We start from the raw sequence: 23,544 nt of genomic DNA on the forward strand, positions 1-23,544 counted from the left end.
CGATCACGCATACTGCCTCCGGTACAACGGGGGCATACGAGTCTGTCTCATCAGATGAGACAGCCACGTGCGGACCTTCCAGAACATAATATACATTATGCGCAATAGGATATCTGCCATCGCCTGGTTCGCCACCCCGGAATGCCTTTGCCACAATGAAATCCAGTGCCATCTGCCTTGCCGACTGTTCGTCATCAGACAATTCTGCCCCGTTGAGGTAGAGATTCTGGTTCGCGAGGCAGACATTGTTGGACCGCCGTAAGCCATCGCAGATATTTCTGGGTGTTAGTTGTCTGGATGAACAAAGTTCCGCCCTTTGATCGCCTGGGTGCGCCGGGTTCAAATGCAGCTGTCTGACGCGGACAAGTTGCCCCTTTCACAGCTGAAACTGCCCCATTCTGCTCCGGAAACCCGCCCATCTTTCCGCGAGTCTTCGGACAAGCCGCCCCTAATTTGGCGGAACTACGCATTACTTGCCCCGAATTCTTCTGGAGCTCGTTGGTCGCAGGACCTCCAAGTAGCTGCCTTGCTGTGGGCCAGCTTTCAGATGCAGCCATATCGCCCGCAGAGTTCAGCCATAGAGCCCTCAGCCTACGTTAGATCGGGTGCCTTTCCGGATAAATTTCCTGCAAGTTCTTCCGATTTGGGGGCTAAAATTGTAGTGCGACATCGTCTTGGTCTTCCTAGTGGGCAATGCAATGAATTCCCTGTCTACCTTGCAACAGATGAGCATCGTCGCAGGCGTCTTGGTGGCGCTTGTTGTTTCCATTACCGTGGCAGCAGTCTGGCTGGCCAACCGCCAAAACGCAGCATACGATCGAGAACTGGCAGGAGGGAAATGCCCTTGTTGCGGCAAACCGCTGGATGCCTGACGTTCAAGCGACGTTTCCCCCACAGGTTGCCTTAGTAGAGCGTGTGGCATCCTTGTGGGAGCTGTTCATTTACCAGGCAGGCATTCTATGCGCGGGCATATACCTTCGGAAACATCTGCCTTCGCTCAGGCCAGATCGAACGCCGCGCGGGATTGGCTCGATATGGCGGCGTTCGAAGCGATACTGAGCCCGAGTGCCGTCCAGGGCCGCACCCTGACGCAGTGCCTGCAATCTGGGAGCGTTCTGGGCGTGTGGATTGGGGAACTGAAGCTGTTTCTCTTTCCTCCATGGCAGCTGGACTCTACTGGGATGCCTTTGCCAGTGCTCTCGGAGGTACTGTCGCTACTGCGTGGCCCATATGGCGTTTCAGCCGGCGGCCCGACGTCAGGTTGGGAGGAAATCGAATGGCTGATCGCTCCGCATGCTCGATTGTGCGGAGGCAGTCCAGCAGAGGCTCTTGCCCTACATCCAGCGCTCGTGCTGGAGGCGGCGAAGCAAGATTTTTCCTCCTGGAGCGATGACGCACGCTGGTAGGCTCGCGGGAACTCAACTGCCAGCTAACCCGGAATCGCGACGTGTCCCCCATGCATATGGAGAAAGCAGCTGAGGGTTCGAGGATAACCCTGCTTCTTCAGGCCTGCTTGATGACGTCTCTTTGCTGGAGTAGGATCGGCCAAGGCAGGGAAACGCTTTTAAGATCAATGCGTTACTTCGCATAACGTAGCTTATGTTAACGGCCGCCGCCATCAGACCTCTGCTTACGCGGTGCCCATAACTTGGCCACCCAACGATCCACGTTTGCACCTCAAGGCTGCGGTGGCACGGGTGCCCATCAACCGCTCTCTGGCGATAGCGCCGCCACCGAAGATGACGCCCAGATTTGGGCCTTCTGCGGTCAACCCGCAGCGAGCCCAAGTTAATTCGCGCCGGCGCAATCACCAGCTGCACCCAGGAACGGCCAGCGTGGCGGCTGCATATACAGCACCGGTCCGCTCCCGCGAGCCAATCAGATCCCGCGAGGTGGCGTAGACGATTCTCATGGCGGGATTATTTTGCCTGCGTGCGAAGAATCAGGCCGCCGTATACCGGTGTGCGATGCCTGCACGGTGCACCATGCCCTGACTTCTTCCAATTACATCGGGTCGGTCCTGTCTAGGCGCTTCGCCGGCCTGAAGCAAAAACAAAGGGGGGGCGAGACTGGGAGTACCTTGGACGTCGTAAAACACGCAAACATGTTCGTTCTGGTTGACAGTCTGTCGTTAATGCGGGGTATATGTTCCGATTTAGATCCAATATGGTAGGGCTTGATCCCTCCCCTCCCCTTTCTCTCATGCTGCAAAAAACGCTGCTTTATCTATTCGACCCGTGGTGCGGGTTGTGCTACGCCGCCGCTCCGGCGCTCGACGCGCTGACTAACGACTCCTCTATCGAACTGATGTTATTGCCAAGCGGTCTATTCACAGGCCGTGGTGCTCGCCCGCAGAATCGGGAATGGGCAGAGTACGCGTGGTCTAACGATCAGAGGATTGAAGCACTGACCGGGCAGGTATTCAGCGAGGCGTACCGTCAGCAGGTGTTGCTCGGTCCGCATGGCAGCTTCGATTCGGGTCCGATGACCCGTGCACTGACCTTGGCGCGCGGCCTCGACAGACGCCTGGAGCTACCGCTGCTCCACCACTTCCAGCGGCAGCGGTACATCGACGGCCGGGAGACCAGCAGCGCGAGGGTCGCTGCGGCCATCACGTCCGGCTTCCTTGAGCGGCATGGATACGCTTCTGACCCAGTGGTGTTTGCCGAGCAGCTCAACGCTGACGATGCGCTGGCCCTTTTGGCTTGCGAACGCATCGATGAAACTCAGCGCATGATGGAGAGTGAACAGGTCCGGGGCGTTCTAAAGCTGTATCTCCAGACTGCTGGCCAGCTGCAGCCGGTGAGCTCTGAAGTCCTCTATCAGGGAGCGGATGCCGTTCTCGAAGCCATCGCCGTGATGCGGCAAATGCCTGCATAGATCGATAGCTGATATCGAGCACTTCGGTGCCCCTGTCTCCACTGCCCAGCCCTCTCTCACAGCGGCGCCGTCTACACGGCATTCGCCAACAGGAGTACTTATGAAATCAGTCGTAGCCAGTTCATTCGGCCCTGCGCCCACCATGCACATTGAACAACGGCCAGTACCGTCGCCACGTGAGGGCTACACGTTGGTTCGCATGCACGCTGCTACCGTTAACCCACTTTCAAGCCAGGTCCTCGCGGGTATTGTCGAGCACGCACGCGCACCATTGGTGCTGACTAATGACGGTGCCGGTATTGTTGAACACAGCGGCGCTTTTGAGCCAGGAACACGCGTGGCCATCTACGGCGGTGCCGCACTCGGCGTTACTGAGGATGGCCTGCAGCAGCAGTGGGCATTGGTGCAGGACAAGCGCATCATCCGCCTTCCTGATTCCATCACCCTGGATCAGGGGGCCGCCTTTCCCATCAACTACGTCACCGCCTACCAGGCTTTGACCCGCATTGGACAGGTGAAGGACGGGCAGACAGTGCTGATCTCTTGAGCGTCCGGGTCCGTGGGACACGCACTGATCCAGATGAGCAGAGCGCTGGGAGCCATGCCGAGTGCCGTCGTTTCCTCGGCCGCCGAGGTTGAACGAGCGAAGTGGTCTGGTGCTGAGGTTGTTGTGGATCTGGCCGAAGATGATCTGCGTGCAAGCGTGCTGAGAGGCACCGGCGGGAAAGGTGCAGACCTGGCCTTGGATCCAGTTGGTGGCAAGGTGCTCGGCCGCTCCCGCTCCACCCGCCCGGGCCCGGGCAGAACATGAACAAGCCTCAGCTTGCTGAGAACTATGATGCAAGGTATCTTCCCGGCCACGTCCGTATGGGTCGAAGCAGCACGTGACTTCCCTTGCCATCCACGCCAAGCGCTACGCCTTGGCACTGCTACTTGCAGTGCTGGTAATAGTGCCTGTCGTCGATGCTTCGGTCTGTTTCTCTGAAGAGCAGTCCCATCAGGAAGTAGCAGGGCCAGGCGAGAGGCACTCCGACAAGGCACACCCAGCCTGTGGTCATGGTCATTGCCATCACAGCAGTGCATTCGTGGCGTCTAACGGATTTGCGCCGGGCGAGGCGCCACTGGATGAGGGTGGGCACGTGTTCTACGAGCGGCCCGTGGCGCCCCACACCCCCGACAGGCTGATTAGACCTCCCAGGGCTTGATCGCGACCCAGGCGCTAGGCGCCTGTTCGTCCTTCTGCGATCACCCTTAGCGGATCTTTCCATGATCACATCTTGTTTCTGGGCGCTTTGTGCGTCCGGCCGACGCGTGCCTGCTCGCGCAGTCGCCGAACGGCACCGTGCCGCCTCTAAGAAGGCGGCTTGAATGCCCCTCTCAATATCTACCTACCTCCGAACTCCGCGCGGTCAAGCGGCACTGCTGATGGCAACCGCTACGGTGGTCCTCGGTGCGGGCCTGGGCCTGCGCGACCCTTGGCCTGCCGATGAGCCGAGATTCGCCTTGGTTGCCTCCCAAATGGTGGACAGCGGAAACTGGCTGTTCCCACGCCGCGGTGGAGAGCTGTACGCAGACAAGCCTCCGCTCTTCATGTGGATCCAGGCTGCCCTGCTGCAGCTGACCGGAAATCTCAGGATTGCCTTCCTGCTTCCCTCGGTGCTGTCAGGTATCGCATGTGTGTGGATGACCTACGACCTAGGACGGCGCTTGTGGTCCAAGCAGGCCGGGATCTACGCAGGTTGGGCGCTACTCCTCGCCGTGCAGTTCACTCTGCAGATGAAGCGCGCGCAGATCGATCCCCTGCTGCTTGCATGGGTCACCTTGGCCCACTACGGCCTCATTCGGCACATTGTTCGCGGTCCGGATTGGCGGATGTGGACCGTGGCGTGGTTTGCGGCCGGGTTGGGAGTGATCACCAAGGGCGTGGGAGTGATTGCACTCTTCATGCTGGTTCCAGCCCTGGCGCTGACGTTTTCCAGGAAGATGAGTGCTTCTTGGATAGGTGATCGACGCGCGTGGCTGGGACCCCTGGCCTTGTTGGTCGCGATTGGCATCTGGCTCATTCCGATGCTGATCGCTGTATGGATCCACCCCACCCAAGAGAACCTTGAGTACGCGCGTAACATCCTGTTCCGCCAGACGATCCAGCGTTACGGAAACTCATGGCATCACTTCCAGGCACCGTGGTACTTCCTCGTAGTTATAGCTACGTCGTGGTTGCCAACGATCGCCCTTCTTCCCTGGGCGGGGCCAAGCCTCTACAAAGGGCTTTGTCGCTTTGACGAACGTCTATGGCTTCCGGTCGGCAGCCTCGCCCTGATCGTACTGTTCTTTTCAGTTCCTGCAGGAAAGCGAGACATGTACATCCTCCCCGGCCTGCCGATGCTGTGCTTGGCGCTCGCTGCGTCTCTTCCAGACATTGTCGGAAGAGTCGGAGTACGAAGATTGGCGACCGCGTTTGTCTCGCTCCTGGGTACGGCAACGGCGACCTTGGGGATATGGATGCTCGCTTCCAACCCTCGGTTCGAAGTGAAGCTTCTCACTGAGCGTGGCTCTAGTGAGGACTCGCACTCGATCGCCATCCTGGTCCTCCTCGCCTCGTTGCCCTTGCTGGTTGGTGCGGCTCTCTCACTTTCAGGCAGCGCCTGGAAGGGGCTGCTCACGGGGATGAGTGGTTTTTGGGTCGTCTACGGGTTTGCGGGTCCCAGCGTCCTGAACGAGGCAAGCTCATCCCGGGGGCTCATGGAACAGGTGAGCACACGCATCGGACCTTCGGCGCAACTGGGACTGGTCGGTTGGCGCGAGCAGCAATTGCTCATGTCGCAATCAGCCACGGCGGAGTTCGGCTTCAATCGGCCTGCTAGGCAGCAGCTTGCCACGGCATTGAGTTGGCAGCAGGAGCGCCAGGACGTGCGTTGGCTGCTCATTGAGGGGTCGGTGCTAGAGAACTGCGGTGATCGAAGGCCGGATCCATCCTTGCAGTTTGGAGTAGCCAATCGAAGAACCTGGTGGCTCATTCCGGCTGGAGCTCTATCGACATGCGAAACCTCAATTCGCTAGACCTCGCCGCCGCTTCCGAGTGTCGAGGGCGTCAGGTCCTTTGCACCTGTACTGCCCCTCTGAGCGCCCCTTAAGTAGACCCGCGAGCACAGCGACTTCGGTTTGCACAGCGCCGGCGTACTCGCCATGAGCGCGTCTGCGGGTCCATCAAACGGAAAAACAAATGGACTACTTGAAAAAATGCTTCAGCCGGAGTGATCGGCAAGGCCGAGCTGTCTCAGATCCACTCGGTCGGCTTGGGAGGCATGTCAGGGGACCTCAGCTGGGGATCAGTACTCTGATCATCGTTGTGGCGTTGTACTTCACGTTGTTCCTCAACAACGCCTTCTTTGCAGAGGTCATCGCCAAGAGTGGTGTTGATGGAGCGGCCCGTGCGCTGCTTCTCTTGTCAACGGCAGCGATTCTTACCTCCTTGAACGTACTCTTTCTTGGGTTGTTGTGCACTCGATGGACGGTAAAGCCCGTCGTTTCCTTGCTTCTTGTCGTGTCCGCTGCTGCCGCCTACAACTCAGACAATTACAGCGTCTACTTCGATGCAAGCATGGTGCGAAACGTGCTGAAGACTGACAGCGCAGAGGCTGGCGAGCTGCTGACCTGGGGATTCTTCCTTGCGGTGTTGATGAAAGGCGTGTTTCCAGCCGTCGTGGCATGTACGGTTCGGATCCGGCGTCCCTCCAGTCTGGCGAGCGCCGTACTTGCTAGAGTCCTTCTGCTCGGCGTTTCTGTCGTGGTCATAACTGGCGCGGCCTTCGCCTCGTTCGACAACCTGTCCTCGCTCATGCGTAACCACAAGCCAGTCAGGTACTTGGCAACACCCGGAAACTATCTTGCTTCCATTGCCAAGGTTGTCCGAGAACAGACGCGAGCCGAACGGGGTCCGATTCAGGTGGTCGGTCCGGACGCCAGAATGAAGCCCCATCCACCAGGTGCGAAGCCACACTTTCTGGTCATAGTCGTAGGCGAGACGGTTCGCGCGCAGAACTGGGGACTGAATGGATATAGCCGGCAGACAACGCCACAGCTGGCGGCATCGGACGTTGTCAACTTCTCGGACGTGACTGCCTGCGGGTCAAATACTGAAGTTTCCGTGCCTTGTATGTTCTCGGTGTATGGAAGGCGAGACTACGATCGAGACAAGATCAGGGGCTCAGAGTCGCTGCTTCATGTGCTTGAGCGAGCTGGCATCAAGACGTTATGGCGGGACAACCAGACAGGTTGTAAGGGGGTTTGCGCGGACCTGGCGTTTGAGTCCTTCCGCGTGCCTATCAAGGATGGGTTGTGCGATGACCAAGCGTGCCGCGATGAGATCATGTTGCGGGGATTGCATGACGCGATCGATGACAATCCGGGTGATGTTGTGGTCGTTCTGCATCAGCTGGGGAACCACGGGCCGAGCTACTACAAGCGATATCCCGAGGTTCTGAGGAGGTTCACGCCTGACTGCCGCAATGCAGATCTGGGCAAGTGCACACGCCAGCAGATCGTCAATGCGTATGACAACGCAGTTCTTGCAACAGATGACTTCTTAGGAAAGGCCATCCGCATGCTTGAGCAGGATCAAAGCCATGACACTGGATTGATCTACGTATCCGACCACGGTGAGTCACTGGGCGAGGCGAACGTCTATCTCCACGGTCTCCCCTATGCCATTGCTCCCGACACTCAGATCAAAGTGCCCATGGTCATGTGGATGTCCGAGGGCATGAAGAGCAGCAACAACCTGGACCTTCAATGTGTCCGGGACCGATCAAAGCGGCCGGCCAGCCACGACAACCTCTTCCATTCTGTACTCGGCCTCATGCAGGTCCGGACGAAGTCGTTGGACGAAAGCCTGAATCTTTTCTCCGGTTGTTCCATCAACTCCGGGTCCACCCCATAACGGGCGACAACGAGCACGCTGCTGGAAGCGCCCAGCAGCGGCTCTTGGGGTCCTAAATTAAGGAAGCAACGCAGTGGCAGATATGTACGGTCATCGTCCGCGGAGCATTGCCCGCGTCTTCAAGGCGCTCCGCTGGTCCCTCCAAGGACTACGATCAGCTTGGCTGCATGAATCCTCGTTTCGACTCGAGGTTGTCGCGGCCGTGGTGGCACTACCGGCAGCGATTCTGCTGGGCCACTCAGCGGTAGAGCGAGCACTTCTAATGGGGAGCGTGCTGGCTGTGCTGGCCTTGGAGCTGCTGAACTCCGCCATCGAAGCGGTTATCGAACGCTACGGCCCAGAGATCCATGAGCTGGCCGGTCGCGCCAAAGACATGGGTTCGGGCGCTGTGTTCGTGGCTCTTTGCAACGTGGCGCTCATTTGGGCCCTGGTTCTGCTGGGTTGACCCTCTAGGCACCCTAACCTGAACAGGACCCGACAGCGCGTCCGGTGTCGTAACTGTAGTATTTCTATGTAATTGTATCCGTCCAGACGAGGTTGCTAGCCTTCCCCCATGCGTCGCTCTCTGCCCGCCATCCGTATGTACCTGATGCTGCTGCTTCTGGCGGTGTTCGTGGTCGTGCCCGTGGCTGAGGCATTGGCATGCGCGCAGGAGGCTCCAGCCACCGTAGGTGACATGCACGGCGTCTCAGGCGAATCGGACCAGGACCCCGGCAAGGGCAAGGATTCGTCTGGCGCCGATGCCTGTGGCCATGGGCATTGCCACCATTCAACGGCAAGCCTGCCAACTGCCGGTCACGATGATCTCTTCGCCGATGGCCGGATCTCGCTGCACAGTACCAAGCACGCGGACGTCTACGCGTTCCGACTCGACGGTCCCATGCGCCCCCCCCGTATCTGATCTGGCTCTGCCCCGCACTTGCGGGTCATTCGCTCAGATAATTTACGGGAGTTTTTATGTCGATTTTGACAGGCCGGTCGCTTTCAGCGACCGGGTTGGCTGTGGCTATTCTGTTGGCGTTGGTGCCAACCGGACATGTGGCTGCTCAAACTGCACCATCTTACGAATCGTTGCTTTCTCGCTTGGACCAGATGCCTGCGACCGTCCAGGGCGTCGCGCTGGCTGAGGCCGCCGAGGCGCGGGTACAACAGGCTCGGGCACTACCCAATCCAACGGTCTCCATCGAAGCGGAAAATGCATACGGCACGGGACCCTATAAAGGCTTTTCCAACGCTGACAGCATTGTCACGCTTTCCCAGCCATTGGAGATCTGGGGTCAACGAGGGGCCCGAGTGCGCGCCGCGCGTGCGGAGGCAGGCGCGGCAGGCTTACGGGGTGATCTGATGCGCAGTGACGCAGCCGGGCGCTTGGCGGCAACATATGCCGAAGCAGAGGCTGCGTTGCGCCGTTATGAACTGGCCAGCGAAGCATTGGCGTTGATTGAACAGGACGCTAAGGCCGTGGCTGCGATGGTCAGCGAGGGCCGTGAGCCCAACCTGCGCGGTGTGCAGGCACGGAGCGAGGTCGCCAATGCGAAGGCAAGCCTGGATGAGGCCGAGGCCTACCGGGATGCGGCGCTTGCGCGCCTGGCCGGGGTGTCCTTGGTGGACAGTCCCCTGACCGACATCGGTGAAAGCCTGCTTGACCGCGTGCCCTCTCACCCAGTCGCTATTGAGGCACCCCCGCTTGCCGTTCGCATTGCACAGGCTGAAGCGGAGGCCTCCGGTCGCCTTATAGATGTCGAGCGCAAGCGTGCCTTGCCACAATTGAGTGCGTCCGTGGCTCAGACGCGCTTCCGCCAAGCAGGCGACCAGGCCTACAACGTGGGCATCAGCCTTTCGATCCCCCTATTTGACCGTAACCGCGGTGCGATCCAGGCCGCCTACGCGGAACAACGTGCTGCCGAAGCGGTTCTGGTTGCTCAGAAGAGTGACAGTGAAGCAGCCCGCTTGGGGGCAGTTGCGAGTCTCAAAGCATCCAACAGCCGCGCACGGGCCGCAGATGAGAGCGTACAAGCTGCAGACGAAGCCTATCGGCTGGCCCGCATCGGATTCGAGGCAGGTCGTATATCGCAATTGGAGCTGCGTAGCACGCGATCAACCCTGATCGCTGCTCGTGGCAGTGCTGTGGATGCCCGTCTTAGCCGGGTGGCAGCAGAAATCGACCTCGCCCGCCTTGAAGGGCGCGCACCGTTTGTGGAGGCAAAATGAACAAGTACGGAAACAAAACGCTCATCGGAGCGACGCTGTTGGCTACCTTGCTGATGACCGGCGGGCTGACCGCATGCAGTGGCGGTGCCCAGGAGGATGCTAAATCCAGTGGTGCCCAGGCAGAGAAGCCGGCTGGCAAGGATGACGGTCACGACGATCACACAGCTGACGCTAAGCCGGGCTCCGCCGAGGCGCACAGTGAGGGTGATGGCGATGGCGATCACGGCGAAGAGGAGGCCGAGGAAGGTGTAGTCAAGCTGACCCCTGACCAGATCAAGGCTTCTGGCATCGGCGTGGTGGCTGTCGGGCGCGGCGGTGGCGCATCGACCCGCCTAGCTGGGCGCGTCGAGCCGGCCATCGGGGGGCGTGCTGCGATCGCATCAACGGTCACCGGCCGCGTTGAACGCGTGCTTGTTGCACCTGGTACGGCCGTCAAGAGCAACCAGCCCCTGGTGATCGTTGTCAGTGGAGAAGCCGCGACGTTCAAGGCCGCCGCTACTGCCGCAGCGGCGGAGGCCGAAGCCATCCGCCTGGCCTACGGCCGCGATAAATCCCTTGTCGAGCAAGGCGTAGTGGCACGCCAGGAGCTGGAGGCGTCGCGTGCGCGATCTTTGGCCGCGGATGCTGCCGCTAGTGCTGCACGTGCGCAGGTTGCGGCCAGCGGGTCTCCGGACAGTTCCGGCCGGGTGACCATCTCGAGTCCTGTCGCTGGCTTGGTTGGCAACGTCCAAGTGACGCCCGGTGGCGTCGTCTCAGCTGGGACGCTTGTTGCGGAGGTTTCCAATCCCGACATGAATGAACTCGTATTCACTGCACCGCCAGCACTGGCCACTCTCGCGGTGCCCGGAATGAAGCTGGAAGTGACTGGCCCGGGCGGAAGCTTCGAAGCTGAGGTCATTGCCGCCGCTGCGAATGTGATGCAGCAGGGCGGCACTGCGACCATTCGCGCCAAACCAATTTCGGAGAAGTTGCCACCGGCCGGCTCCCCCGTTTCGGCCGTCATCATCGCCGATGGCGCCGCCGGAGGCATGAGCGTGCCGGCAGATGCGGTCCAAAGCGTTGATGGCAGAAGTGTTGTCTTCGTTGCCGTCGAGGGTGGTTTCAAGGCAACGCCGGTACTCGCTGGCCGTCGTGCAGGTAATCGAATCGAAATCCTTAGCGGCCTGACGGGTAGTGAGCGCCTCGTAGGCGCCAATGCCTTCCTGCTCAAGGCCGAACTGGCCAAGGGTGAAGCCGAGCACGGCCACTAAGGGAACTCATACACCATGTTCAAGATCATCATTGAAGCAGCGGTCAAGTTCCGCTGGCTCGTGGTGTTTCTGGCTGCATTGATTGCCTGCTTTGGCTTGTTCCAACTGAGCAAGCTGCCAGTCGATGCTGTACCAGATATCACCAACCGCCAAGTTCAGATCAATACCATCGCACCTGCCCTTACTCCGGAGCAGATTGAGCGCCAGGTTACCTATCCTCTGGAAACGGCCTTGGCCGGAATCCCGGGTCTGAACACCACTCGTTCCCTGTCACGCAATGGCTTCTCTCAGGTCACGGCGATCTTTACTGATCAGACCGACATCTATTTCGCCCGCCAGCAGGTGGCAGAGCGGATGCGGGAGGCTGCCGGAGATCTGCCCGAGGGCGTGTCCCCCATGCTCTCCCCGGTTACAACCGGGCTGGGCGAGGTTCTCATGTGGACGGTGGACTTCAAGCCATTTGACCCCAAGAAGCTAGCCAAGCCCGGCCAGGCTGGCTGGCAAGAAGGTGAGGTTTACCTGACACCAGAGGGCGATCGACTTGGAACCGCCCAGGAGCGCGCAACGTACCTGCGTACTGTCCAGGACTGGATCATCGCACCACAGATGCGCTCCAGCCCCGGCCTGGCCGGTGTTGATACCGTAGGTGGCTACGTCAAGGAATACGGCATCTACCCCGACAGCGCTCGACTGGCGGCATACAACCTGGGTCTGGCCGATTTGGTCCAAGCTCTGGAACGCTCCAACGTCCAGGCTGGTGCCGGTTTCGTCCAGCGTGCGGGCGAAGGACTGGTCGTTCGGGCCGACGGCCTTGCCCTGACGACCGACGACCTGGCTCAGTCGCCGGTTGCCACCAAGGACGGCGTGGTGATCCGGGTGGCCGATGTTGCCGAGGTCGGGATGGGGCGCGCCCCACGGCTTGGTGCAGCTAGCCGAAACGGTCATGAGGCAGTACTGGGCACGGCACTCATGATCGCTGGCGGCAACAGCCGCACCGTCGCTCAAGCTGCTGCTGAGCGTCTGGCACAGGTCAATGAATCCCTACCCGCCGAGATCTTCGCAGAGCCAGTGCTGGACCGTAGTGTGCTGGTTAACTCCACTGTCAAGACTGTCGCCAAGAACCTAACCGAAGGTGCCCTGCTGGTCGTCGTTGTGCTGTTCCTGCTGCTAGGCAACCTGCGTGCGGCAGCCATCACCGCCTTGGTTATTCCGCTGTCGTTCCTGTTCGCTGTTATCGGCATGAACAAGTTCGGTATCAGCGGCAACCTGATGAGCTTGGGAGCGCTGGACTTCGGCATCCTTGTAGATGGCGCGGTAATTGTGATCGAGTCCACCCTGCTGATGCTTGGGAAGAGGCGTGCCGAACTTGGCCGACCCCTCAATGCAATGGAGCGACTGCGTGTGGCCGCCGACTCGGCGAGGAAGATGGCGCGTCCTGCAGCGTTCGGCCAGGTGATCATCCTGTTGGTCTTCGCACCGATCCTTACGTTGGAAGGTGTGGAAGGCAAGACCTTCCACCCGATGGCCGCCACCTTCATGCTCGCCCTCGTTGGCGCGTTCATCTTCTCCTTTACCTTCGTACCGGCGATGGCTGCCCTGCTGGTCAGGGAACCCAAGCTCCATGCGAATAAGGAGGGACACGAGGGCGACCAGGACGAAGAACATGAGACAGCAATCATCCGCGTCCTGCGCGGCCGTATTGAACCGGCGATCCAAGCGGCGATTCGTAGGCCCAAGGCAGTGTTCGCTAGCGCCCTTTTGATGCTCGGGATGGGCGTGGTCGGCTTTACGATGCTGGGTCGAGAGTTCATGCCAACCCTTGATGAGGGAAACCTCGCCATGCAGGCATTGCGTGTGCCATCGACGTCGCTTGAGCAATCGTTGGCTATGCAGTTGGCGCTGGAGAAGGCTATTGCTGCTGAACCAGAGGTCGTGACGGTCTTCTCGCGGACCGGTACCGCAGAAGCAGCTATCGACCCCATGCCGACCAACATCTCCGACAGTGTGATCGTACTTAAGCCAAGAAAGGAGTGGCCAGACTCTTCCCTGAGCAAGGAGGATCTGATTGCGAGGTTTGAAAAGATCGCCGCCTCGCAGATAGGCAACAGCTTTGAATTCAGCCAGCCCATCGAGCTGCGCTTCAATGAGCTGATCTCAGGTGTACGTACGGACTTGGCCGTCATGATCTACGGCGACAACTTCGAGCAACTGCAAGCTGTTGCCGACCAGATCGCGCTGAAGCTAAGAAACGTTCAGGGCTCGGCAGATGTCCGTGTTGAGCAGATTTCCGGCCTACCCACCCTCAATGTGGCGATCGATCATCTTGCAGCTGCGCAGTATGGCCTCACGGCGGCGGACGTAAGCGACGCGCTTTCAACCGGTATTGGCGGCGCCGCGGCAGGCAAGATCTTCGAGGGTGACCGCCGGTTCGATGTTGTTGTTCGCCTCAGCGACGACGCACGCAATGACCCCGATCAGCTCGCATCGCTGCCGATTGCAACGCCTACTGGGGGCATCGTCCCGCTCTCCTCTGTCGCACGCATCGAGATCAGCGAGGGGCCGAACCAGATCAGTCGAAACAACGGAAGCCGCCGTGTCGTGGTGCAGGCAAATGTTCGCGGTCGTGACTTGGGCGGGTTTGTGGGAGAGGCCCAGGCGGCGGTGAAGGACGTACAGCTTCCACCGGGCGCGCACATGACGTGGGGCGGTCAGTTCGAGAACTTGCAGCGGGCTGAAAAGCGACTCATGACAGTTGTTCCGATTGTCTTCCTGCTGATCGGCAGCCTCCTGTTCATGGCATTGGGCAGTGCAAAGGAGGCGGGTTTGGTGTTCACCTGCGTCCCGCTTGCCCTAGTTGGCGGAATTCTCGCATTGCTGGTGCGTGGTATGCCGTTCTCGGTATCGGCCGCTGTCGGATTCATCGCTGTATCGGGTGTTGCGACGCTGAACGGATTGGTGCTCATGCAAGCCATCAGAGAGAGGCTTGATGCTGGTGACAGTCCACTGATCGCGGCAATGAACGGCGCCGGCAGCCGAATTCGCGCTGTCGTGACCACCGCGCTGGTGGCGATCGTCGGCTTCATTCCTATGGCCATTGCCAGTGGGTCTGGCGCTGAGGTGCAGAAGCCTCTCGCGACGGTGGTCATTGGCGGCCTGTTGACCGCCACAGTGCTCACACTGCTTGTGCTGCCGACATTTGCGGGCCGTTTGTCCAAGCCAGATCCCAAAGGGCAACCGGAAACTGCCCACTGATTGATGGAATGTTTGGGTCCGGCAGCGCATCTGCCTGCCGGACTTCCCGATCCATTCTTATGACGTTGGAGGGAACACATGAACCTGACCACAGAAATCGAACTGCCGCTACTACTCCCAGGCGTCGCTCGCGACGACAGCTGCGTGCAGAGGCTGGTCGATGGCCTTGAGGAAATGAACGGAGTATCGCGCGTGCACGCGTGCGAGGGTGGCGAGGGAGCTCTCGGAATGCTCTGCATTCATTACAACCCCGAGATCGTCTCGCTTCAGCGAGTGCGAGAGGTGGCGGCATCCATGGGCGTTGAGTTGGGTGATCGGTATGGCCACCTTTTCTTGGAGCTTGGTTCGGCCGTTCACGCACGAAAGGCAAGGACAATTGCGGCGCAAGTGCAGGCCGTACCAGGCGTCATTGAAGCCACCACCAGCCCAGCTGGCGGCATAAGTATCGAGTACGAGAGAGCCAAGACAGGCGAGGCGGAGCTGAGAGCGAAGCTTGACGCGCTGGGTGTAGCGCAAGAGCCACCGAGTCCGAGGGGAGATTTGAAGGATCAGCGCGAAGGACACGATCACAAGGACGGACAGGACCCCGGTCATTCCCACGGGGGCCTCCTGGGTGGCAATAGTGAGCTGATCTTCTCACTTGCTTGCGGCCTGCTCCTGATCGTGGGATTTGCGATTGAAAAGCTTGGGTTGACCCAAACGCCCTGGATTCCCACAGCGTTTTACGTAGCAGCCTACGTCTTTGGCGGCTGGTTCACGCTTGGCGAGGCGATCGGGAATATCAAGCTAAAGCGCTTTGAGATCGATACGCTGATGCTGGTTGCAGCGGCAGGCGCAGCCGCGCTCGGCGCATGGGCCGAAGGCGCTTTGCTTCTGTTCCTCTTCAGTCTCGGTCACGCCCTTGAACATTACGCGATGGGCCGGGCGAAGCGTGCGATCGAAGCTCTCGCCAAGCTTGCCCCTGAGACCGCCAAGGTACTGAGGGATGGACGGGTGGTTGAAGTCCGGGTTGAAGCCTTGATACCTGGAGACGTCGTGGTCGTACGTCCCAATGACCGGATGCCGGCGGACGGATTCGTTATCAAAGGGGCTAGCAGCGTTGACCAAGCCCCTGTCACCGGGGAAAGCATCCCGGTCGATAAGCTGGCAGTCAGTGACCCTGCCCTGGCACGGGTTCGGTCTGATTCGGTGGCAATGGAGTCACGTGTTTTCGCCGGCACTATCAATGGCTCTGGCGCCTTGGAGGTTGAAGTCACGCGTAGATCAGGGGAATCCGCCCTCGCTCGCGTCGTCAAGATGGTAAGTGAGGCTGAGACGAGGAAGTCGCCCACGCAGCGCTTTACGGACAAGTTCGAGAGAGTGTTCGTTCCTGCGGTATTGATTCTGGCTGCACTCCTTCTCTTCTCCTGGGTTGTGGTTGATGAGCCATTCCGTGACAGCTTCTATCGTGCTATGGCAGTTTTGGTAGCAGCGAGCCCCTGCGCACTGGCCATAGCCACGCCAAGTGCTGTTCTGGCGGGGATCGCAAGAGCCGCACGTGGTGGTGTACTCATCAAAGGTGGAGCGCCGCTCGAAGAGTTAGGAATGATCCGCGCCATCGCGTTTGACAAGACCGGAACGCTCACCCAAGGCAAGCCGCGCATCACCGATATCAAGGTCATGCAGGGGGCAACGGAGAAAGAGTTGCTCCAAATTGCGGTGGCCGTAGAGGCCCTCAGTGACCACCCGTTAGCTGCAGCCATCGTTCGCGACGGGAGCGCTCGACTGGGCGACATCCAGGTGACGGGCGCGACGGATCTTACGAACTTTGCGGGGAGCGGCGTTCAGGCAAAAGTGAACGGCATCAGCGCCTGGATCGGAAAAGCAGAGATGTTCGGTAACGGTAGCATTGGAGCTCTCACCACTGACGCGCAGTCTGCTATCGATGTACTGCGCGAAGCTGGGAGAACGACCATGGCGGTTCGCCTGGGCGACCGGGACCTGGGCATCATCGGGCTGATGGACACGCCGCGCCCAGAGGCACGTGAGGCATTGGAAAAGTTACGGAGCTTGGGCATCCAGCGGATGATCATGATCTCCGGTGACCATCAGACTGTTGCCCAAGCTGTAGCAAGGGACGTCGGTTTGGACGAGGCATGGGGCAATCTCATGCCCGACGATAAGGTAAAGGCGATCCGTCAATTAAAAGAGACGGAGCGGGTGGCGATGGTGGGCGACGGCGTAAATGACGCACCTGCAATGGCCAGTGCAAGTGTGGGTATTGCGATGGGAGCGGCCTCTTCCGATGTCGCGCTGGAGACTGCTGATGTTGCCCTCATGTCCGAGGACCTGAAACAGGTTGCCTTCGCTGTGGAGCTCAGTCGTCGCACCCGAGGGGTGATCCGTCAGAACGTCTATGTCAGCCTTGGCGTTGTCGCACTGCTCGTTCCAGCCACAATCATGGGTCTTGGCATTGGTCCCGCCGTAGCCGTGCACGAGGGCTCGACGTTGCTGGTGGTGTTCAATGCCCTTCGGCTTCTCGGCTACCGTCAGTCCTGACATGCGCCTTCTTGTCATTGACCGTGATCTCCGGGTTGCCAAGGCGATTTTCGAGTATTTCGAGTGCAGGGGGCATCAGCTCGATGCTGCGGGAGACGGCGTCACAGGGCTGCACCTTGCAGTGTCTAATACCTATGACGCAGTCGTCTTGGATTGGACGTTGCCGCGTATCGAAGGCCCTGATCTGATCAGCAAGCTGCGGTCTGAGCATGGTGTATCGGTACCAGTTCTGATGCTTACTGAGAGGCGGGAGCTGTCCGATAAAATTCGTGCCTTCCGTTCTGGGGCGGATGACTATGTAACCAAGCCATTTGACATCCCGGAATTGGAAGTCCGGCTTCAGGCGATAGTGAACCGCGCCCAAGGGCGTCCGGCCACCAGACGGCTGACAGTCGGTGGCCTTACTCTCGATCTGGCAACGTTGATAGCGACCAGGGAAGGAAGGCAGCTGCGGCTCTACCCTGGATCCCGAAAGTTGCTACAAGTTCTGATGCGGGCGAGCCCTTCGGCTGTGAGTCGCCAAGAGCTGGAGCACGCTTTATGGGGGGACGATCCGCCAGATCGGGACCTGCTCCGATCTCATATGTCCGCCCTCAGACGAAGCGTTGATGGGGGGTTCGACGAGAGGTTGATACATACGCTGCCACGCTTTGGCTATCGATTGGGGGCCGAGATGATCGTTTCGGGCTCGCCAAGAAGAGCCTGCACGTCGGATGTAGCAGCTCTATGCGAAAAGTAAGCCAAGCTGTATGGCCTATCGTGTCGTTCCTTGCGATGGCCACCTGGGGCGTGGTGGCTATGGAGCCTTTCGCGCCGGGACCGGAGGAGAGGATGCTCTGGATCCCAGCCTGTATCACGCTATCCAGCATGGCCGCAATGACGGTGGCTAGCCTTATTCAGGACATGTTTGCATTAGCCCGAAGAAGTTGGGGGCAGTTCCTGAGGAGATATCCCAGCGTGTGCCTTGAGGCACTGGTCTTGTTGGCGGCTCCATTCCTTCTTTACACGCAGCAGTCTGGTTGCCAGCTTCTGTGCCCCGCATTAACGGCAAGCCTTTTACTGATTCTTCTGTCGGCTGTAGAAACGCTTTCCACCTCGGTTGTCTTCAGGGTTCGCACTTCGCCGACGTCGTTGATAATGCTGGCGCATTCCGGTGCAGGCATGTTTGCGACGTATATGTTTACCAAGGGGCTGAAGGTTACCTCGCCCATTAGTCATTTCTGGTTCTTTGGCTCCGTCCTTATGAGTGGCGTGCTGTCTTTTCTCATTGCTCGGTTCTGGACCAACCTGCTCAGAGGTGCGACGGTGGGGTATTCAACTGTAGTTGAAAGGATCATTAGGACCTTCAGCGCGGAACCGTCTGCTGCCCAGTGGATTACAAGGCATGTGGTGACAGGGGGTAGGAAGCAGAAGGCAGCGAAAGGCCGATGCAGAACCATAAAACGCAAAAAGTAGCCAGACGTACGTCTCATCTGACGGCGTAACGGATGGCTCTCGTGAGGGCCGTTTAGCCGCCTGAGCCTTTTTTCTGCTTTCATCAACTGCGACCAATTATCATGGGCACAAAGGTTCTCATTGGACCGGCCAAGATTTCGTAGACATCTCAGAGCCATAAGCAATGGAAGCCAGAGAGGTGTCTATGGCGAGCAAGCAGTACACGGATGAGTTCAATGCCGAAGCGGTCAAGCAGGTTACCCAAAGGGGCTTTGCTGTAGCCGAGGTTGCCAAGCGGCTGGGGGTCTCATCCCACAGCCTTTACCAATGGCTCCGCAAGGCCAAGAGCGAGGCCTTGGCGGGCACACCAGAGGGGTCGATGTTGCCCACGCCCAAGGACTCAGCCGAGGTGCGTCGGTTGAAGGCCGAGGTGAAACGTCTGACTGAGGAGCGCGATCACTCCAATTAGAGAAGACATATGAAAATGCTGTCCCTTACACTTGGCACGCTTTCGGCGCTAGGCCTCCAGAGCAACGCAGATGCTGCAGGCGTCTCGGGCGCGACGACGTCGTTCCAGCAGATACGCAATGCCACGGCTAAGATTACGTATGGCGAAACCGTATTGCTGGTGGACCCTATGCTGGCCTCTAAAGGCGCCTATCCAGGCTTCCCGGAAACGTATCGCAATGAATTGCGCAACCCGACCGTCGAACTTCCCTTCGACACCGGTCAGGTGCTCAAGGGAGTGGATGCGGTGCTTGTGACACATACCCACTTGGATCATTGGGATCCCGCCGCTGAGTCGCTGATTCCGAAGCAGATGCCCGTATTCGTCCAAAACGAAGTTGACGCTAAGCTGCTGAGGGATAAGGGTTTCAAAGACGTCCGGATCCTGCGTCCGCGCGAAATTTTTGGCGGAGTGGCTATCTCCCGCACTGTGACTCAGCACGGCTCGGATTCAATGTACGCGATTGAGTCGCTGGCGAAGAGACTTGGCAGTGTTATGGGTTTGGTCTTTGAAAAGGCTGGTTCACCAACGATCTACCTTGCTGCTGATACCGTCTGGACGAATGAAGTACAGGATACGATCAATCGCTATAAACCGGATGTTATCGTCCTCAACACTGGCGATGCTCGCATCACGGGTTTTGATACGGGGATCATCATGAGTTCTGGGGATACACTTAGGGCGCACACGCTCGCCCCTAATGCGAAGATTGTGTCCGTGCATATGGATGCCGTGAACCACGCGACTGTCTCCCGCGCCGACCTGCGGCAGTACGTTATCGAAAATTCGCTCCAAGGCAGCGTCTTGATTCCTGAAGATGGTGAAACGCTCAAGTTTTGACCCCGCCACCTCTGGCGATGATGCGTTAGCGTTGGCCGCTGCAGCTGGATGGATCCTCTGCGTATGGGGCAGGGCGATAGCTTTGATTTTGCGCCGGCTCGAAGAAATAAGGCCGGCCACGGGATCAAGCTACTGCACATCTCGATAAATTCGGTAGACCAGCGGCGACCTCTAACGCAGGGGATGAGCTGAATGCTCAACGTGAGTATTGGCACATCATCGCTAAAGCCGGCCAGCGAATGGCATGCCTACTTGATCCAGATCCGGGCGCCGCCCTCCAGCTCAACGCAGTCGGGAGTCTCGACGGCATCGACCAGCGTGATCCATTTGAAGAGCTGCAATTCGACGCTGGGGATCCTGTTCACCTGGGCGTTGCTCATCATGGATCAGGTACCTCACGGGTCTATTGCGGCGAGTGGGATCCGGGGCAGGACTGCACCCTGCCCCGCTTGCGGATGATCGGGCTGGCCTAGCTAATCGCACCGGTCATCGGCCTACCCCGAGCGCGCCTTGCGGACCGGTTTTGCCTTGGTTCGCGCGGGCGCTGCCGGCGGTGTGAGTGCAGCGCGCACTTGCTCGGGCAGATCGCCCAAGCGCTCAAGCTGGCTGGCATAGGCGCTTGCCAGCGCGCTCTGGATGTCCCGGTCGCGCAGTGCCTGGGCGGTGGTCTGTTCAGCCTGCTGGCGGGCCGCGCTTAGGTTGCTGAGCTCACGCTGGTGCTGAAGGGATTGCGCGGTGACGCTGTGCTGGAGCTGCTGCAGCGCCTGGCGTGCCCGGTCCACCTCGGTCAGTGCGCGGTCTTCGGTGGCGCGGAGATGCGCCAGCAGCTCATCGCGCTCGGCGGTGTGCTGGTCGGCCTTCTGCGCCAGCTCGGCGCGCAGCGCGGCCACCTGTTCCTCCAGGAGTTCGTTGCGCGTGGAAGTGCCGTCGCGTTGGCGGCGCAGGTCGTCGCGCTCGTCGTGCAGCTGGCGCAACTGTTCGCGCAGGGCGGCGGCGCTGGTCTCAGCCGTACGGGCCTCGTGCTGGGCTTGAGTCAGCCGCTCCAGCGCTTGGGTGCGCTCATGCGCCAGCACGTCCTGCTGGCTGGCCACGGCGGCCTGCGCCGCGTGCAAATCGGCGCGTTCGCCAACCACCAAGGCCTGCGCGTGGTCGGCGGCGGCCTCTAGGGCGGCGGCCCAGCAGCGCTGCGCCAACGCGTCCACCTCCGTCGGCACGTCCGGGCGGCCCTGCTCGCGGGCGCGCTGCCGCAGGCGTGCGCCGACGCTGGCCCACCAGCTGTCCAAGTGACGGGTCACGGTATTGGGTGAACCGGTGCCCAGGTGGGCGCGGATGCGTTCCACCGTGGGGCGATCGCCTCCGGCGATGAGGTCGTCGGCGGCCTGATGGACGTCCAGCTCAGTGAGGCCCCGGGCCATAAACATGTCTCCAGCTGCGAAAAAGAACGAATCCGAGCGGTACATCCGATAATGTAGAATTATCGGATGTATCGACGCCAGCGTGTAGTGAGAGGTACATAGTACATATGAAAAACATCACTTCCATTACCGTTGATCGGAGTGTCGCCCTGCCCGATCCGGCCCGGCTGTCGGCGCAGGCCGCTACCGCCGCTGACCAGATCCTGGCGGCGGCGCACAGCGCCAATACCACCCGCAGTTACCGTACCGCCCTGCGCTACTGGGCCGGCTGGTACCAAGGCCGCTACGCTCAGCCGCTACGCCTGCCGCTGCCGTCGGCAACCGTGGTGCAATTCATCGTCGACCACGTGGCGCGCGACACCGCCGAGGGTGTGCGCTGGGAGTTGCCGGCCGCGCTGGACCAGGCGCTGGTGGCGGCCAAGTTGAAGAGCCGCCCTGGCCCGTGGCGGTTGGCCACCCTCACCCACCGCGTCTCGGTGCTGAGCAAGGTCCATCAGCTGCAGCACTTGGCCAATCCCCTCGACAGCGTCGAGGTGCGCCAGCTGCTGGTCAGCGCCCGCCGGACTGCGCATAAGCGTGGGGAGCGCCCACGCAAAAAGGCAGCGATCACACGGCTCGAGCTGCATGCGCTGCTGGCCACCTGCGGCCCCGGCTTGGCAGGCCTGCGCGATCGCGCCCTGCTCTACTTCGGCTTTTCCACTGGCGGTCGCCGTCGCAGCGAGGTGGCGGCAGCGACCCTGGCGCATCTGCGTGCCCTGCCCGAAGGCGGTTTTGTCTACCACCTGGACCAGGCTAAGACGAGGGCTGGCAGGGAATCGTTACGAGCACGGCCAGATCTTCGCTAACCGATTGATGGATCGCTGAATTCTACCCTCGGCCGCACTTCCAGGCTCGGCCCCCCGGGAAGCTGTGGCACCATTCAATCATGGCCACCACGTACTACTTCTTGGACACCGAGTGGGCCGATGTAACGGGCAGCGAGCTGGTGAGTCTGGCGCTGGTGAACGAAGGTGGAGACCGCCTTTTCTACGCTGAGCGAGCCAGCCTGCCCGAGGCTCCCACCGACTTCGTTCGTCAGAGCGTCTACCCGCTGCTCGACCGCGGCGACGCAGCCCTGCCGGATGCCGTCCTGACTACCGAGCTGCGCGCCTTCCTCAGCGAGACCGACGCGCTGGCGGTGATGGCGGATTTCCCGAACGATCTCCAGCTGCTGCGGTATGCACTGGATGGTTTTGAGCTACCCGATGACCAGGTTGCCGCATGCGGACCCCGGCCGGCCCCGGTCATGACATGCATGTCGAAGGAAGGCCTTCCTGGGCTGCTGGTCGAGGACTGGTTCGCAGCCCATCCGGAACATAGGGCCAGGCGCCACCATGCGTTGGTGGACGCGCAGGCCTTGCGGATGGCCTGGCTGGTGGCGACCGGCCGGATCTCTGCTCCGGCGTGGGCCCACTCCTACCGCCGCGCCCGGGGATAGCGGCATAGCGTCCATCCCCGGTATGCTTGCCCCATGAACCGCCTGAGCCAGCTCGACCCTCGAATACCGGCGTGATCGCATCGATCGATCACGCCCCTGTTGCTCATGTTGGTCAGAGGGCCGGCCTTATACCCCGGTGAGAGCACGCGCCAGATAAGCGCGTACACGTCGGTTCGATTCCGACCAGGGGCACCACCGTCAACGACGGAAAAATGGTTCTACTTGAGGGTCGGCAGGGATTCGTGAGAAAAACAGCCGAATCGGCTCTATCGCCATGATTCAACGAGGAAACACCCCTCGACGTCAACAGTTCGTGGATTACAGAGCTAGGCTTGATCGAACCAGAAGTCGCGTGACAGAGGCATTGCGGAAGTACTGCTCAGGCACGCGTGCCCTTCTTGAATATTGGATTCAAGAGTTTCCACGCTCCTGACCCAACGGAAACCCTCAACAAGAAGGCTCCGACAGTCGCCTGACCCATTGCAGTAGTTCCTAGTGCGGGATCGTCCGTCCAGCGTCGACGTCGGCCAAACCCTCGCGGGTCTGCCGATCCTTCTCCTCCTCGGTCAATTCCGGTATGTGATCGCCGCCGTGCTCCCTTCTGAGGCCGACACGCCAGCCGCCCCGGCCGCATCCCCCTGCTGCGGCGGATGCCACCGCTGAGTCCGCGCGATGGCTTGATCGTGATCAATGCCAGTCGGCCCCAAGAGGGCTAGACTGGCAATTATGAGAGCTCGCACGTCCCCTGCCCTGATCTGCGCAGCGTCCGCGGGGGCTGGGGCGGGCGGGCGGGTGGGGTG

General features: G+C 60.1%; 19 protein-coding genes, 1 tRNA gene and 1 pseudogene. 19 read left to right on the top strand and 2 right to left on the bottom strand.

The features are described 5' to 3' along the window. Positions 1-698 precede the first annotated feature (698 nt). The 16 genes and pseudogenes from ACI2JH_RS19220 to ACI2JH_RS19295 all read left to right on the top strand — a co-directional run bounded on the left by ACI2JH_RS19220 (position 699) and on the right by ACI2JH_RS19295 (position 19,852). A complete protein-coding gene (locus tag ACI2JH_RS19220; protein ID WP_167390418.1) occupies positions 699-872 on the top strand; it encodes a hypothetical protein in 174 nt (57 codons plus the stop codon). A 1,330-nt stretch (positions 873-2,202) separates the two neighbouring features. Beyond that, the gene (locus tag ACI2JH_RS19225; RefSeq protein WP_102789642.1) at positions 2,203-2,880 is read left to right on the top strand and encodes a DsbA family protein; all 678 of its coding nucleotides are present in this window, start codon (positions 2,203-2,205) and stop codon (positions 2,878-2,880) included. 100 nt (positions 2,881-2,980) lie between these two features. After that, positions 2,981-3,427, top strand: coding sequence for an alcohol dehydrogenase catalytic domain-containing protein (locus ACI2JH_RS19230; protein ID WP_390330077.1), 447 nt, complete (start codon positions 2,981-2,983; stop codon positions 3,425-3,427). 12 nt (positions 3,428-3,439) lie between these two features. Next, the gene (locus ACI2JH_RS19235; RefSeq protein WP_350469485.1) at positions 3,440-3,691 is read left to right on the top strand and encodes a zinc-binding dehydrogenase; all 252 of its coding nucleotides are present in this window, start codon (positions 3,440-3,442) and stop codon (positions 3,689-3,691) included. 614 nt (positions 3,692-4,305) lie between these two features. Beyond that, positions 4,306-5,940, top strand: a complete 1,635-nt coding sequence (locus ACI2JH_RS19240; protein ID WP_167390411.1) for a glycosyltransferase family 39 protein — start codon at positions 4,306-4,308, stop codon at positions 5,938-5,940. A 163-nt stretch (positions 5,941-6,103) separates the two neighbouring features. Further along, on the top strand, positions 6,104-7,819 hold the full coding sequence (locus tag ACI2JH_RS19245; RefSeq protein WP_284129285.1) for a phosphoethanolamine transferase: 1,716 nt from the start codon (positions 6,104-6,106) through the stop codon (positions 7,817-7,819). Positions 7,820-7,892: 73 nt separating this feature from the next. After that, on the top strand, positions 7,893-8,264 hold the full coding sequence (locus ACI2JH_RS19250; RefSeq protein ID WP_101098476.1) for a diacylglycerol kinase: 372 nt from the start codon (positions 7,893-7,895) through the stop codon (positions 8,262-8,264). Positions 8,265-8,372: 108 nt separating this feature from the next. Further along, positions 8,373-8,720: a hypothetical protein gene (locus tag ACI2JH_RS19255; protein WP_046272799.1), complete on the top strand. Its 348-nt coding sequence runs from the start codon at positions 8,373-8,375 to the stop codon at positions 8,718-8,720. A gap of 56 nt (positions 8,721-8,776) precedes the next feature. Further along, on the top strand, positions 8,777-10,030 hold the full coding sequence (locus tag ACI2JH_RS19260; RefSeq protein WP_182338194.1) for a TolC family protein: 1,254 nt from the start codon (positions 8,777-8,779) through the stop codon (positions 10,028-10,030). Beyond that, positions 10,027-11,280, top strand: coding sequence for an efflux RND transporter periplasmic adaptor subunit (locus ACI2JH_RS19265; RefSeq protein WP_102789638.1), 1,254 nt, complete (start codon positions 10,027-10,029; stop codon positions 11,278-11,280). The genes ACI2JH_RS19260 and ACI2JH_RS19265 overlap by 4 nt, the downstream gene beginning before the upstream one ends. A 15-nt stretch (positions 11,281-11,295) precedes the next feature. Next, positions 11,296-14,532 carry an efflux RND transporter permease subunit gene (locus ACI2JH_RS19270; RefSeq protein ID WP_182338192.1) on the top strand — a complete coding sequence of 1,079 codons (3,237 nt, stop codon included), beginning with the start codon at positions 11,296-11,298 and terminating at the stop codon, positions 14,530-14,532. A 78-nt stretch (positions 14,533-14,610) separates the two neighbouring features. After that, positions 14,611-17,070, top strand: coding sequence for a heavy metal translocating P-type ATPase (locus ACI2JH_RS19275; protein ID WP_102789636.1), 2,460 nt, complete (start codon positions 14,611-14,613; stop codon positions 17,068-17,070). A 1-nt stretch (position 17,071) separates the two neighbouring features. After that, the gene (locus ACI2JH_RS19280; protein ID WP_080341495.1) at positions 17,072-17,809 is read left to right on the top strand and encodes a response regulator transcription factor; all 738 of its coding nucleotides are present in this window, start codon (positions 17,072-17,074) and stop codon (positions 17,807-17,809) included. 35 nt (positions 17,810-17,844) lie between these two features. Beyond that, positions 17,845-18,525: a hypothetical protein gene (locus tag ACI2JH_RS19285; protein WP_101098470.1), complete on the top strand. Its 681-nt coding sequence runs from the start codon at positions 17,845-17,847 to the stop codon at positions 18,523-18,525. Positions 18,526-18,709: 184 nt separating this feature from the next. Then, a pseudogene (locus ACI2JH_RS19290) lies at positions 18,710-18,961 on the top strand (transposase); the annotation flags it as partial. Positions 18,962-18,982: 21 nt separating this feature from the next. Then, on the top strand, positions 18,983-19,852 hold the full coding sequence (locus tag ACI2JH_RS19295; RefSeq protein ID WP_232767548.1) for an MBL fold metallo-hydrolase: 870 nt from the start codon (positions 18,983-18,985) through the stop codon (positions 19,850-19,852). A gap of 248 nt (positions 19,853-20,100) precedes the next feature. Here ACI2JH_RS19295 and ACI2JH_RS19300 read toward each other — a convergent pair whose 3' ends face one another. Continuing rightward, positions 20,101-20,235, bottom strand: a complete 135-nt coding sequence (locus ACI2JH_RS19300; RefSeq protein WP_260341978.1) for a hypothetical protein — start codon at positions 20,233-20,235, stop codon at positions 20,101-20,103. Positions 20,236-20,346: 111 nt separating this feature from the next. Beyond that, positions 20,347-21,267, bottom strand: a complete 921-nt coding sequence (locus ACI2JH_RS19305) for a DNA-binding protein (protein WP_157825030.1) — start codon at positions 21,265-21,267, stop codon at positions 20,347-20,349. A gap of 107 nt (positions 21,268-21,374) precedes the next feature. On the opposite strand from ACI2JH_RS19305, the gene ACI2JH_RS19310 reads away from it, so the two are divergent. From ACI2JH_RS19310 to ACI2JH_RS19320, 3 genes are all read left to right on the top strand, one after another. Then, the gene (locus ACI2JH_RS19310; RefSeq protein ID WP_182338190.1) at positions 21,375-22,112 is read left to right on the top strand and encodes a hypothetical protein; all 738 of its coding nucleotides are present in this window, start codon (positions 21,375-21,377) and stop codon (positions 22,110-22,112) included. A gap of 80 nt (positions 22,113-22,192) precedes the next feature. Further along, complete coding sequence (locus tag ACI2JH_RS19315) at positions 22,193-22,744, top strand: 3'-5' exoribonuclease (RefSeq protein ID WP_074058992.1); 552 nt, start codon at positions 22,193-22,195, stop codon at positions 22,742-22,744. Between the two features lie 92 nt (positions 22,745-22,836). Beyond that, positions 22,837-22,939 (top strand) — tRNA-Ile (locus ACI2JH_RS19320). The last annotated feature ends 605 nt before the right edge of the window (positions 22,940-23,544 follow it).

The organism is Stenotrophomonas sp. NPDC078853, from assembly GCF_044901215.1.
Lineage (GTDB): Bacteria > Pseudomonadota > Gammaproteobacteria > Xanthomonadales > Xanthomonadaceae > Stenotrophomonas > Stenotrophomonas lacuserhaii.